Origin of the sequence: Paraburkholderia graminis C4D1M, from assembly GCF_000172415.1 — a bacterium.
Lineage (GTDB): Bacteria > Pseudomonadota > Gammaproteobacteria > Burkholderiales > Burkholderiaceae > Paraburkholderia > Paraburkholderia graminis.
In genome coordinates, this window is sequence record NZ_ABLD01000029.1 from 23026 (window position 1) to 36274 (window position 13249).

At 60.3% G+C, this 13249-nt stretch carries 11 protein-coding genes and 1 tRNA gene; 4 read left to right on the plus strand and 8 right to left on the minus strand.

Features of this window, described 5'->3' with window-relative positions; translation table 11 throughout:
* Positions 1-6: 6 nt before the first annotated feature.
* The 5 genes from BGRAMDRAFT_RS29020 to BGRAMDRAFT_RS29040 all read right to left on the minus strand — a co-directional run bounded on the left by BGRAMDRAFT_RS29020 (position 7) and on the right by BGRAMDRAFT_RS29040 (position 5077).
* Positions 7-1077, minus strand: coding sequence for an ABC transporter ATP-binding protein (locus BGRAMDRAFT_RS29020; protein ID WP_006052462.1), 1071 nt, complete (start codon positions 1075-1077; stop codon positions 7-9).
* Positions 1074-1985, minus strand: a complete 912-nt coding sequence (locus BGRAMDRAFT_RS29025) for an ABC transporter permease (RefSeq protein WP_044021953.1) — start codon at positions 1983-1985, stop codon at positions 1074-1076. Before BGRAMDRAFT_RS29025 ends, BGRAMDRAFT_RS29020 begins: the two co-directional genes overlap by 4 nt.
* Positions 1986-2035: 50 nt before the next feature.
* Positions 2036-2860, minus strand: coding sequence for an ABC transporter permease (locus BGRAMDRAFT_RS29030; RefSeq protein WP_006052464.1), 825 nt, complete (start codon positions 2858-2860; stop codon positions 2036-2038).
* Complete coding sequence (locus BGRAMDRAFT_RS29035; protein ID WP_006052465.1) at positions 2857-3900, minus strand: ABC transporter substrate-binding protein; 1044 nt, start codon at positions 3898-3900, stop codon at positions 2857-2859. The genes BGRAMDRAFT_RS29030 and BGRAMDRAFT_RS29035 overlap by 4 nt, the downstream gene beginning before the upstream one ends.
* Positions 3901-4009: 109 nt before the next feature.
* Entirely contained in the window at positions 4010-5077 is a 1068-nt protein-coding gene (locus BGRAMDRAFT_RS29040; protein WP_006052466.1) for a LacI family DNA-binding transcriptional regulator, read from the minus strand.
* Between the two features lie 195 nt (positions 5078-5272).
* Between BGRAMDRAFT_RS29040 and BGRAMDRAFT_RS29045 the strand changes: the two genes are divergently transcribed.
* The 4 genes from BGRAMDRAFT_RS29045 (at position 5273) to BGRAMDRAFT_RS33345 (ending at position 8137) form a co-directional block, all read left to right on the plus strand.
* Positions 5273-5357, plus strand: a tRNA-Leu gene (locus tag BGRAMDRAFT_RS29045).
* 488 nt (positions 5358-5845) lie between these two features.
* Complete coding sequence (locus BGRAMDRAFT_RS33340; protein ID WP_006052467.1) at positions 5846-7087, plus strand: helix-turn-helix domain-containing protein; 1242 nt, start codon at positions 5846-5848, stop codon at positions 7085-7087.
* A 29-nt stretch (positions 7088-7116) separates the two neighbouring features.
* Entirely contained in the window at positions 7117-7464 is a 348-nt protein-coding gene (locus BGRAMDRAFT_RS29055; protein WP_006052468.1) for a hypothetical protein, read from the plus strand.
* Positions 7448-8137, plus strand: coding sequence for a YkgJ family cysteine cluster protein (locus BGRAMDRAFT_RS33345; protein ID WP_006052469.1), 690 nt, complete (start codon positions 7448-7450; stop codon positions 8135-8137). Before BGRAMDRAFT_RS29055 ends, BGRAMDRAFT_RS33345 begins: the two co-directional genes overlap by 17 nt.
* Before the next feature lie 107 nt (positions 8138-8244).
* On the opposite strand, the gene BGRAMDRAFT_RS29065 is transcribed toward BGRAMDRAFT_RS33345, so the two are convergent.
* The 3 genes from BGRAMDRAFT_RS29065 to BGRAMDRAFT_RS29080 all read right to left on the minus strand — a co-directional run bounded on the left by BGRAMDRAFT_RS29065 (position 8245) and on the right by BGRAMDRAFT_RS29080 (position 13174).
* Positions 8245-8895 (minus strand): hypothetical protein, encoded by a 651-nt coding sequence (locus BGRAMDRAFT_RS29065; RefSeq protein WP_006052470.1) that lies wholly within the window; start codon positions 8893-8895, stop codon positions 8245-8247.
* A gap of 39 nt (positions 8896-8934) precedes the next feature.
* On the minus strand, positions 8935-10095 hold the full coding sequence (locus BGRAMDRAFT_RS29070; RefSeq protein WP_006052471.1) for an FRG domain-containing protein: 1161 nt from the start codon (positions 10093-10095) through the stop codon (positions 8935-8937).
* A 601-nt stretch (positions 10096-10696) separates the two neighbouring features.
* The gene (locus BGRAMDRAFT_RS29080) at positions 10697-13174 is read right to left on the minus strand and encodes a VPA1262 family N-terminal domain-containing protein (RefSeq protein ID WP_006052472.1); all 2478 of its coding nucleotides are present in this window, start codon (positions 13172-13174) and stop codon (positions 10697-10699) included.
* Positions 13175-13249 lie beyond the last annotated feature (75 nt).

Consider the following 13249-nt stretch of genomic DNA (forward strand, 5'->3'; position numbering starts at 1 on the left):
GCTTCGTTACGATAGCGCAATCAGCGCGTCGTGCCCGATCGAAATGCCGACCGGCGTGCCGCGCGCCAGTTCGACGCGGCCCGCGACATCGACGAAGAGCGCATCGGGCGCGGCGCCGCTAATCGTCAAGCGCGTGCGCTCACCGAGAAACGCACTGCTTTCGATGAGGCCGCGCAACTGCGCGTGATCGGGATCGGCGAGGAATGCGTCTTCGGGGCGGAAGAAAATTTCGTGCGCCGAGTCCGACTGCGCCGATAGATCCCGATGCGCCGAAGGCAGCGGCACTGCGCCGCCGATGGTCGTCAGCATGCCGCCGCGCCGCTCGCCGGCAACGCGATTGATCGTGCCGACGAATTGCGCGACCGCGCGATTCGCAGGCCGATAGTAGATGTCGCGCGGCGTGCCGATCTGCTCGATACGCCCCGCGCTCATCACGACGATGCGGTCGCCGAGTTCCATCGCCTCCGCCTGGTCATGCGTCACATACACGGTCGTGATGCCGAGGTCGCGCAGCAGCGCGTTCATCTCGCTGCGTAACGCGTCGCGCAGGCGCGCGTCGAGGGCGGTGAGCGGTTCGTCGAGCAGCAGCACGCGCGGCTCGACGGCGAGCGCGCGAGCAAGTGCGACGCGCTGACGCTGACCGCCCGACAGTTGATCGATCGGTTTATCGGCGTGGTCGGTCAGACGCATCATCGCGAGCAATTCGTCGATGCGTCGCCGTGCGGTTTCCGCAGGCACGCGCTTGATCTTCAGGCCATAGCCGATGTTGCCGCGCACCGTCAGATTCGGAAACAGCGCATAGCTCTGGAACACCATGCCCACCTGGCGTTTTTCGATAGGCAGCGCGGTCACGTCGTCGTTGCCAAATGCGATGCGGCCTCCGGCGTCGGGCGTTTCGAGTCCGGCGATCATGCGCAGCGTGGTCGTCTTGCCGCAACCGGACGGCCCGAGCAGCACGAGCGTTTCGCCTGCTTCGATGCGCAGATCGACCGGTTCGAGCACACGTGTGCCGCGAAACGTTTTCGCGCACTGCGTCAGCGTGATAGGAATAGAAGCGGGAAAAGAAGCGAGTGTCATGGCGTCGTGATGGACTTCGTAGCGGAAGCGGCGCCGCGTTTTTTCGCCGCGCTGCGCTGGCCGGTCGCATCGACGCCGAGCCATTGCATTGCGACGAGCAGCGGCATCGTCATGATGAAAAAGAGAATCGTGTAGGCGCTGCCGATTTCGATGCGCAACGACGCGTAGGTGTCGGCGAGACCGACCGGCAATGTCTTTGTGTCGGGCGTGTGCAGCATCCACGTCAGATTGAATTCGCCGATGGAAAGCGTGAGCACCGCGAGCGCGCCCGCGACGATGCCCGGCCTCGCATTAGGCAGCACGATGGTCAAGAACCGCTGCATGAAGCTCGCGCCGAGACTCGCCGCGCCTTCCTCGAGCGTGCGCAGATCGCTGCTCGCGCACACCGCGGCGACCGCGCGCACCATGAACGGCAGCGTGAACACCACATGCCCGACGACGATGAACGCAACGCTCATGCGAAACATCGTGAAGCCGCCATACACGACGAGCAGCGCCAGCGCGGACGCGAGCCCAGGCAGCGCGATCGGCAGCACAAGAAACTCTTCGATGACGCGCGACAGCCGCGTCTTGCTGCGCGCGAGCACGTAGCCCGCGGGCACGCCGGTCAACAGCGTAATGAAGAGCGTGGCCGCCGCGACTTCGAGCGAGAGAAACACCGAGCCGTGATACTGGGTCCACACCTCGCCGAGCCAGCGCAGCGTGAAGCCGCTCGAGATGCCCTTGAAGTAATTCACCGTGAGACCCGCGAGAATCGACATCACGACCGGCACGATCAGAAATGCGCACAGCAGCAGCGTGACGAGCCACTGGCCCGCCGCGAGCCATGCTCGGCTATCGGGCAAGCGCAGTCGCGAGCGCGGCTTTTTGCCGGCCGCAGCATGTGAAGAAACAGTGATCGAATTCATGGAGAAGTCCTGCTTACCGTTTTCGCCGGCGTCATGTTCGACGACGGCGCTCATGCGCTCGCCGCCACAGCGGAACCGCTCACGCTGCGCGCCAATGCGAGCACGGCCCACGTGACGATGCCGAGCACGATCGAAAGTCCGGCCGCCGTGATCATGTTCGCGTTGAGCGTGAACTCGGTGTAGATGGTCATCGGCAATACGTCGATGTCGGTGGCGAGCGTGAAGGCGGTGCCGAATGCGCCCATCGCGGTCGCGAAGCACACCGCGCCGGCCGCGATCAAACCGGGAGAGAGCGCGGGCAACACGACATCGCGCGTGATGCGCCACGGCGATGCGCCGAGCGAACGCGCGGCTTCCTCGAGCGACGCATCGAGCTTCGTCGCCGAGGCCATCACCGTGACGATCACACGCGGAATCGAGAAGTACAGGTAGCCGAGAAAGAGACCGCTCATCGAGTACGCGAACACCCAGCGGTCGCCGGTGAGCTTGAGTGAAAGCGCGCCGATCAGCCCTTGCCGTCCCGCGAGCATGATGACCATGAAGCCGACCACGACGCCGGGAAACGCGAGCGGAAACGTCAGCAATGCGAGCAGCGTGCGCTTGAACGCGAACTCGCGGCGCGCGAGCAGCAAACCGGCGATCACCGAAAGCACCAGCGTTGCCGCCGTGACGGCTGCGGACAGCATGACCGTTGCGCCGAGGCTCGACATGTAGCGCGGATTCGTCAGCATCGCGCGATAGGTGGCGAACGCGTGGCCGTCGCCGCTCAGTTGCGCGAGCGCGCCCATCGGCAACAGCCAGAACGCGATGAAAACCGCGAGCGCCGGCGCGAGCAATGCAATGCGCCAGCGCAGCGGGAACGTGATGTCGTTCAATGCATCACCTGCAAATAGCGTTCGCCGAAGCTCGCCTGCTTCTCGGCCATCTTGCCGAAGTCGACCGGTTTTGCGCGCGCATAGTCGCTGGCCGGCAGAAACTTCGCGGCGGTTTGCGCGCTCATCGCATTCGCGCGCACGGGACGCAGATACGCATCGGCCCACAGTTTCTGGCCTTCGTCGGAGAGTACGAAATCCAGCACCTTCTTGCCGTTCGCTTCGTGCGGGGCGCCCTTCACGAGGCTCATCACATACGGCACCGAGATCGTGCCTTCTTTCGGAATCACGAATTCGACGTTTGCATGGTCTTTATATTTCGCGCGATAGGCGTCGAAATCGTAGTCGAGCAGAATTGGAATTTCGCCGGACATGACGCGCGCGTAGGCCGTTTGCTTCGGTACGATCGGCGCGTTGGCCTTCAATTTGCGGAACCAGTCGAGGCCCGGCTCGAAGTTCTCCAGCGTGCCGCCGAGCGCCTGATTCACCGCGACCGCGCCTGCATAGCCGACGAACGCGCTCGACGGGTCGAGGTAGCCGATCATGCCTTTGTACTCGGGCTTGAGCAGGTCGGCCCACGAGCGCGGCACCGGCTTGCCTTCGAGCGCGTCCTTGTTGACGAAGAAGCCGAGCGTGCCCGAGTGAATCGTGAACCAGTAGCCTTGCGGGTCTTTCAGGTTCGCGGGAATGTCGTCCCAATGCGCGGGCTTGTACGGTTCGACCACGCCCTTGTCCTTCGCCTGGAATGCCGACGATACGCCGAGATACACGACGTCTGCGACGGGGCTTTTCTGCTCGGCCATCAACTGCGCAATCGACTGGCCCGAGTTCTTGTTGTCGAACGGCACGCGGATGCCGGTCTTTTGCTGAATGGCCTTGATCTGGCTGGCCCAGTCGGCCCATTCCGGCGGACAGTTGTAGCAGATTGCGGTTTCGTCGGCGCGGGCCGTTTGCGGCGCGATGATGGCGAGCGCGGCGAGCGCGGCGCTTGCGAGCGCGCCCGCGCCGACAGCGAATGCCGTGGACTGCGCGAGGCGGCGCATCAGCGAGCTTGGCGGCGATGCAAGTCGAAGGGGAGAGCGGATCACTGTAGTTGTCCTCACGAAAAAAGATGGCGGGTGGTTGGATCGCCTGTTTTCAGGCAGTTGTTATTCAGGACGCTAGATGAAAGCGCGTATTCGTTTGCGGCGCGGCGGTGTCGTTACGGTTCGAAATTGCGGCGATGGTCGCGCCTTCGCGCAGACTGTGCGGCAGCGTCAGCGCGAGCGGCGCATCGCTCATGCCTTCGTCGCTGCCCGTGACGCGCGCGAGCAAGCGACGCCACGCGGCGCAGCCGATCTCACGGTTCGGCGCGCAGACGCTCGCGAGCGGCGGCGACAGCAGTTCGCCCATCGCGAGGCCGTCGAAACCGAGAATCGACATATCGCGCGGAATCTGCAGGCGCGCGCGGCGCAGGCCGCGCATCACGACCATAGCGAGCAGATCGTTGCTGCAGAAAAGCGCGCTCGGGCGATTCGCGCCGTGCGTCAGATGCGCGAGCACCGAGGGCGCGAGTTCGTCCGCGTTGAAGTCGACTTCGAGCGCGGGGGCCGGCGTGAGGCCGGCTTGCTGCATCGCCTGTGCATAGCCGAGGTGACGTTGACGCGCGCGGTCCGACGCGGCGAGCGTGCCCGCGAGCATCAGGATGCGGCGATGACCGTGAGCGATCAGCATGCGCACGCCTTCGTACGCGGCCAGACGGTTGTCGACGGACACCGACGGACGCCGCACCGTGTCGTTGTGCATCAGCACATAGAGGAGGCCGTCGCGATCGAGTTCGTCGAGAAGCGGATGCGTGTCGGCGTCGGTGACTGTGAGGATCAACCCTTCCACGCGATGTTCGCGCAGCGTTTCGATTGCGCGGCGTTCGCGGTCGGCGTCGTATTGCGTGGTCATCAGCATGAGCCGGTAGCCGTGCGCCGCCGCGAGTTCGTCGATGCCTTGCAGACATTCGGCGAACACCGGATTCGCGAGCGTCGGCACGATCACGCCGATCAGGCGCGTGCGCTCGCCGCGCAACTGACGTCCGAGCGGGTTGGGCCGGAAGCGCAGCGCGTCGATGGACTGCCGGACCTTGTCGAGCGTGACGGGGTTCACAGTGTGCGGCGCGTTGATCGCGCGCGAGACCGTCGCGATGGAAAAGCCCGCGTGCGCAGCGACATCCTTGATCGTCGGGGTCATGGTTTCCGCTCGGTGGTGTCCGTTCGATGTAAACGTTTTCGGTGCCGATTATCGGGAACGTTTGTGACCGGGGGATGACTTCGGCGCGGCGGGGGAGTGGAGGGTTGTGAGGTGGCGGCTGGCGCGGTTGATTAGCCCGTTGGTCGGCCCGGCGGCCAATGGTAGAATGCGCGTCCACGCGGTTTTGCCTCCCTCGCCGGGATGATGAAATTGGTAAACATAGCGGACTTAAAATCCGCCGCCTAACGGCTTGCCGGTTCGAGTCCGGTTCCCGGCACCACGGATATTATACCGAAGTCATTCGGAACCCTTCGTTTTCTATTAAAAACAAGGGTTTGAGCCACGTTCCAGCCTGACGTAACAGCACGGTTTTGACCGGTTTTAACCGGTCTTTTATGCCCGGGGCCCCAAAAAGGCCCCAAGACGGGCCCCAGCGAACCTTGCCGGTCGCGTAGGCCGCCGCTGTTCTCTGCGCCGCCTGTCGAATACCCCATCGATTCGGTCGGATTCTCTATGCCCACCGCATCGTTTTAAATGGTGCGGGTTTGTACCTATCAAGCAGCCGAATCCCCTGTCGGGCCTCACCCCGAGGCTCAAAATATCGACGCGCGGTACATCTTTTAAACGCCTGCGTGTTGCGCTCTGCATTTGTCATATCTACCGTCAATATCAGCGTTCCGAAAAGCGTTCTCATTCCCACTTTTTCGGGCGCTGCACGACCGCGAGGGGTCGCGCGCCACTACACAAAATTCTGGGAGAGCTGAAGCTATGCCCTATGGTCTGGACTATTCCGACGTCCGTTACGAGACGGACCACGCGGGCAATCGCCTCAAGGCGACAATCCCGTACACGATGTTCTCGGCCCTGACCGAGTTCTGGATAGCAGCAAGACGGGCGCAAACCGCGCAACTGGAGGCAAGCACGCGCCCGGGCCTGTTCAAAGGATCGCTGCAGGCCGCGCAGGTGCCCACGCCAGATGACCCTCCCACCGTCTCACCACGCCGAGATAGTGCCCGGCCACTCAATCTGAACGACCGGCACTGGCAGTCACTCATTGCACGCCTGCCTGAAGAGGTCGAGCCACAAGCAAAGCTGGAAACACCCGCCGCTATCTCCCCGCCTGAAGCATTTCCGCCTGATACCTTGTCGACCTCGCTGGTCGACTCATCCCCGAAGCCGAAGCGTCGCGTGTTCTATCGCGCGTTCGTCGAGGCGCCTCCCACCGAAGTGGTCGACCGCGTGGCGAACGGCATGTATTTCATCCGCGCATGGCGCGAGCATCGTGGACTCACTGTCGAAGACGCAGCTGATCTCTTAGGTCGAGACAAGACGACAGTCGCGTGGCATGAAAGCGGCAAGGCCACCCCCTCACGTCTGACGCTCGAAAAGCTGGCGCAGGTCTACGACTGCCCGGTGGCGCAGCTAACCCCGCTCCCCGGCTCGGATGATTCGGCCTTCGATGAAAAGCCGGTACAAGCCGCGCCGGTCATCGCGGAGGTCAAGCCCGAGCAGCGCCGCCGCACGATCAAAGAGCCGCGTTCGCCTGCCGCAACCGACTATCCCGATGCGGTGCTGGCGTACATGGTCGCTGGCAAGTCCCCGATGCTCGCGTGGCGGCTATATCGAAACATGACCGTCAAGGCGCTGGCCGAAGCCTATGCCACCACCAGCAGCAACGTGAAGTCGATGGAACAGCACGCATGGCTGCGCCGCTCGACGATTGCCAAGCTCTGGCCGGTGTTCCATTGCAAGCCCGAGCAGCTATTGCGACCGGAAGGGATGCCGAGTCTGCGCGGTACGCTGCAGACGGAAGCGAAGATCGTTATTTCGGAACCGGCCCGCGTGAATAAGGCCGTCGACCGTCACAGCGAGCAACCGGCATCCGTGATGGAGGCGGCGTTCCTGCAGGCGGGCGTCGTCGAGCCGACCGTTCTGCGCGAAGTGAAGGAACGCGATCGCGCTCGCATCGAACGGCTCGCGAAGATGCAGGCGGAACTCGAGCGGCTGTGATTCACGGACCTAGCTAGGAGGACAGGACCATGCACGCCATTTACCAGACGGAGGCGTTCAACCTCGTCGCCATCACCGACCTCAAGCAGCCGGAAGCGAAGAGCGTCACCAATGACATCGAGAACGTGCTCGCCGCACTTGTCGATGGAGGCCGGCTGATCATCGGGCACCCTTGCCAGCGCGTGCGCTACTGCGACAGCGACGGCAGTTGGGATCAGGTCGTTATCGACGCGCAGTGCCAGTTCGTGCGGTTCGCGCCGATCTCGTCGAAGGACGGTGAACGCCAGCAGATGACCGACACCGACCCGCGCTCGCTACTCGCCACATTGCTGTTGCAGGAGATGTACTACGGAGGGCAGCATGGCGACGCTCACTGAATCCGAGGCGCAGCACGACGAACAGGTTGTCACGCGCTGGCGCGAACTCGAGTCAGGCAAGCTCGCGCGCGTAATCGGGATCGTCAACGAGCAGGCGCTGTCCATCAAGCAGCGCCATCACCATCGCGTCAATGCCGTGATCAACAGTTCGGGCATGACGATCTACGCGAAGATCGAGGCGCTTTGGGAAGCGGTCGATGAACTCGGCGCGGTCGCGAAGCCGCACGCGGCCTGTCGCAAGGGCTGCTCGCACTGCTGTCATACGTCGGTGCTCATGCCCGAGCAGGAGGCCGCGCTGATCGGCAGGCGCATTGGTGTCAAGCCGCGCACGGTCACTGGCCTCACACGGCGCGGCGATGTTGCGGCGGGCTACGGAAATCCATGTCCGTTTCTCAAGGGCGACGCCTGCTCGATCTACTCATCGCGCCCGCTGGCCTGCCGCCAGCAGTTCAACATGGACAGCGACGCACTGCTGTGCGAACTGATCGGCGGTCCATCGAAGGTGCCGTACCTGAACCTCATGGACTACCAGACCGCGCTCGCGATGGTGACCACCTCACAGCGCGACTGCATTGGCCGCGATCCTAGCAGCGGCAGGCCGGTTCCGCTCACGGTCACGACCGCGCCTGCCGTGGGCGATATCCGTCAGTTCTTTCCGAAGGGGCGGCCATGACCACCACCGCTTAAGTAATCGACTCCGCTGGAGTGCGGCCGTCGCCATCTGGCACGATGTCGCCCAGTTGACCGCTCCCGAGGCCGCGCGTGAAGCAAATCGTGCTCCTAACACGTGAGCCCATCCGGCAGCGGTGCGGAATCTTCCCGACGGCGACGTTCGTACGCGGCGCGTTCATCGTCAATATTCTTTACCACGTCTCTCAATCCTCCGTCTCGGTTCCACTCACCCGGTTTGGGCTCTTCAGCAGGCATTCCGGCATGCCTGCGGAGGCGGCGAGACAACTCAGAAGTGCGTAGTCCCAGATCTGCGTAGTCGCGCCTTCTGGTCCAAAAGTACTCTGCATGCTCGGGGTAGTCATTGTCGTATTCCGCGATGCCCGCGAGCCTGTTTTGAATCTGTTCCCGCAGGTCAGGGAGTCGGAGTATCTCGTACATAAGTTCGCGCGGAAGCACTTTCCATTCGACGTCGATATCCAATGGCTGGAACTCGGGGGGCTCTGTAGTCGGCCTGTACTCTTCTTCGTTGCGACCGGCAGGCCTGCCTTCTGAGGTGCCATCGTCCCACGCGACTGAAGAACAGCCATTGGCGAATCGGTCGAGATGGGATACGACGATGATCGCAAGGTACGCCGTGTCTTTGCGGCGCTTGGACCGATTGACCACCAACTCCTTGACAGTAACGAACGAATTGCCAAGCAGCACTCCGATGATGCCAGCCGACGCAGAGATGATGGCGGATACGTTTCCAGTGTCCAAGTTTCCCTCTAGCTTGTTGTAGGTCGTACTGTCGTGCGATCACTGTGCGAACAGTCGCTCACGCAATTCCTCACAGGCTCCATCGAGACCGGGAAACAACGAGCCCGCTGTGATGCCCATTAAGGCCAACTCCTTCATTACCGTTTCCCGCTCTTTGACCGGGATATCGATCGCATAGAGGTATTGATGCTGTCGAACTTGCTCGACTGCCTTTATATAGGACTCGACGTCGCTTACATTCGTCAGCGCTGACAGCGCCTGCTGGGGGATGAGCCGTTCGTTTTCGATCGCCAAGAACTCCAGTAGCGAGAAGTGAGGCCGCACTGGTGCCGTGACTGGTATCTGGAGATTTTCCTCTCGCCATTGAGCCTGATCCAACTGGAAGATGCGAACACAACCCGCATTGCGCTTGCGCGAGGCAGCGATCGTTATATGCCTGAAGGCAAAAAACGCAGCAACGTATGGCGAGTAGGACCAATCGATCAGAGGCGTCGGGAACCCGTGGTGTTGCGCCAGATGAAGCAGCGCGCCGAACTGATCGCTATCGGCAGGGTTGAAAATATGCTTTGTACGCGCGCTCAAATGTCGATGCAGCGTTCCGAGATCGTCGAAGGTGTATCTAAACAGATCGGAGCGGTTTGTGCGATGGAAATGCGAGCGGAGCCGCCACGGCTTTTTTTGACCACGGAAGATAAATTTTCGCGTTTCCAGCCGTGAGACATGACGCTTGAATGCATCCCAACTCATTCGCTTCGACGGGATATCGGACGGGCGATCAGGATCATTACGTGTTAGACGCGCTTGCCCCTCCATTCCGATATCGGAATGCCACTGGACTTCCATGTTCGTTCCGTCCCACCTGATACGCGCTTGAGCCTTCGTGGCAATGCGTATTTCCTGTGGGAAAACCTCGCGAACCTGTTGTGGCGGGACAAGATGGGTCGAGTTTTTCGGATGCGTCGGTTGGAGCAGAATGGTCGTGAATGCGCCTTCAGGCGCAAGCCAGATTTCGTCGATGCGCCCGACGATGACAGGCGCATTGACGCCTTCACCCGGGAATAGCATCGCGCTGCCGACTGTGTGATCGAAACGCATCTCCAGGTCGATAACTATGTCGCCCGACCACTGGGTTGCGCGAAAATTTCCAGTCCACTGGCCGACTAGGGGCGGTGGTAGCTTTGGCTTTTGTGCTTTTGTCATTGGACGTGCTGTTGTCGTTCTTGGAGCAGATCCGGCAGTTCCGGCAGTTCCGGCTGTACCGGAGGAGAATCGTACTATGAACCGCAACAGCTAAGGTGCTTGAACTGGCATAGCCGGTTTTCACCGTCAATCCTCGCCATCGTCTTCGTGATTCTGGGCCGGTGCCCGAGGCTGTTCGTCCGGGTCCATGATCGTCCGCAGCCCGGGGAAATATACATCGCATCGCTCAGTGATAGCTGCGTACCTTCTCGGGCAGTCCGCGATCTCTGAGCCGAGATCAGTCATCGGAAAGTTCTCGCCAAACGAAACAACCAGTTTAGACAGCCGATAGCGTCCGCGCCGTTCGCAACGCGAACACGCCACTTCAATCTGCTTTGCACTTGCTGCTACTTCCCCGAGCGTAACGTTCCCGTTTGCCATCGCTTCATTCCCTTTGCTCGGTCACGCTTCGGATGAGGCATTTGACCCGGAAATAATTCATTTCGTGGGACGCAATCCGCCGTCGACCTACAGCTTATCAGGAGGCCGGAGATCCGCGCACGCGGGTGAATCTCATGGGATCCCTTTGCGCGTCTCGCGCGAGTGCGATGTCCAGTCGGACTCAGCAGAAGGGTGAGAGTTTTGTCTTGAAAGCGGCGGCAACCCAGGGGTCGTCCATAACCATTTTCACCGGCGGGATCAATTGGTCTCCAAGTATGCTGCGGACCTGTAAAATAGCCTGTGCAGCTAGCGGAAGATCATCAGCGATGTCTGGCACTTGAGCGCCGGATGTGACATACATGTTCGCAGCTAGGTCTGATCGCATCAGTCGACCCAGCCAGTGAATATAGTCTGAAGCCATGCCAACGCGGTACGCTTCTGGTGCATTGGCAATTGACGCTACCTCCAGCGCGATAACCGATAAAAAGAGTGCGGCGCGGTGGACGTCCCATGCGACGTCGCTGAATCTTTGTGTCTCGATCGAAGCAACGTATCGCTGTACTTTCGGGTTGATCCTGTCTCTGACAAAGTTGGTGGGTTTCGGCTTGCGGGCTATCGTTCGTCCGAGATTCCCTAAGACGGCACGTCGCGCGTCGTGAGGGAGCCACCAGCCATTTGATTGAGGTGTGTCTGGCAAGGCGTCAAGGATGTGGTCGAGGAACATGCCGTCAAGTAGACTAGCAATCTCATCGCATCCTCGGTATCGCAAGTGGTCCGATACGAAGACCACAATGGCATCCCGGTGGGTGACAACTTTAAATAGAGCGTCCGCAAGCCGTCTGTCATCAATATCTTCTCGCCAAACAGCGAGAAACTTATCGATGAGAGAACCTACCTGTGGTTTGAACTCCGAATTGCGATAGATGACGGTTCTGATATTGGACAGTAGCGTGTTAGCGGCCACCACCCAAGGGGCCTCGTTATCGGTAACGGCTGACGGTGTGAGAAATTCCGTCGGCGATGTTGCAGATACATTCGCGGTCGTCCAGATATACTCAGGATGAAGTCCATCCACACGACCTTCTACCATCTGCAAGATATCTGCGTATACGCGCCAGGAGGTAATTTGATCCAGCTGGCAAATCACGAAGGGCCAATCGCCCGCAGCCTTGCTCAGGCTATTCGAAAAGAGATACACGGTGGGAGTCGCGTCCCGATCGAGTACGCATAGAAAACGATCATGGAACGCCTGACGGCTGCCGTTGCCACGCTTAATATGCACGACAGAGATCTTTCCCGCTAACTTAGTCGCCCATTCGGTCGCGGCGCTAGCTAGTTTCGGTAAGTAGTCGTTGGCCGATTTTGCAGCGGCAGCATCGGCATCCGGGTCGATATTCCCGGGCGAGACAACAATGAAGAGTTCAGCGGTCTGATTGCCGTGGCGGGCGACAACACGCTTCAATGCGTCGCTTCCCAGATATGGATCGACCAAGAAGGCTTTGACCAAACCCGGCTGCTCGATTCTTTTCTTTATCCAACGGATAACGTCGACCTGTCCAGCACTTCCGCGATCAAACCAAATGTCCTCTTGCTTGGAGGAAATTGGCCCGATCAAGGCTGCTAGGTTTGCGCTGTTCGTTCGCAAAATGTCTAGGCTGCCAGAACGCTTTCCCATTGAGGGGCCTTTGAACAAAAGCGTGTGAATGCGAGGCCGGACTTCTAGATCAGGACTTTTGGGCGCTCCCGGGAAAACGGGCGGCAAGGTGTCGCTAGCCCCCAAAACTGAAAAACCAAACTGCATTCCCTGGGTAAACATGACTTTTGACTGATCGACTAGTTCGCCCGTTTCGTCGAACACCCGCATAGTCATTTCGGTGATATGGGCCGGCGCTGAAAGGGCTGTCTCGTGCACACCCGCGTCAATGTCGAGGATGGTTGATCGAAGCACCTCATCATAGTTATACAGCGTAGTCTGCAAACGATATCTTTGATCAAGCGCTGCTGCGTGGCGGCGCACATGAATCTGAGACGAGGGAGCCTTGGAACGAAAATCCGCTTGCTCTGGCCGAACATCAAAAAGGGGCCCGTCGACGTATGTCGCCGCTCGTGAACGATAGAAGTAGTCGACTGCCCCAATTGGACGGCGGGGTCCGCAGACATCACAAAAACCTGTCGCATTGCCGATCATTGACACGATGTTATCGAGCGCCCTCGGCATAGACCCTGCGAGTTTGTCGTGTAGTTTGTCCGCTAAGGCCTTGAGATGTGTCTCGCTCGCAATGCCGGTTCGATGTAGAAGCCCGACCCCTGTTACGCGTCCTCGCTGAAAATTCTCTTCGACAAGCAATGGCCCGAACGGCACGCCGCTGATTTGCATTTCGGTGACGACCGGAGATGCCTCTGGAAGGGAAAGAGATCCTGTGCGCAAAGCATCGAGCACTTCATTTTCTCGCGCGCCGCAAACTATCGAGTCCCAAGCCAAAAGCGTCAGAGCGGTGTCCGGAACGTCCGAGCGATTGATGCAGTCGGATGCGAGCCCCTTGGGAAGATTGGGTGACGGATATTTGCCTGACCCACGTACCGATCGAATAAAGCCATAACAGAAAACCGGATCAAGGCCTTCCCCGGAAACGCTGAATATTGTGATAGCCAATGGCATTGTCTGGAACTCCCCGTATGTTTTTGTTGCTGGTCAGCTTGAGACTGAGCGCCGCACCAGACGAGAAACCCGCAC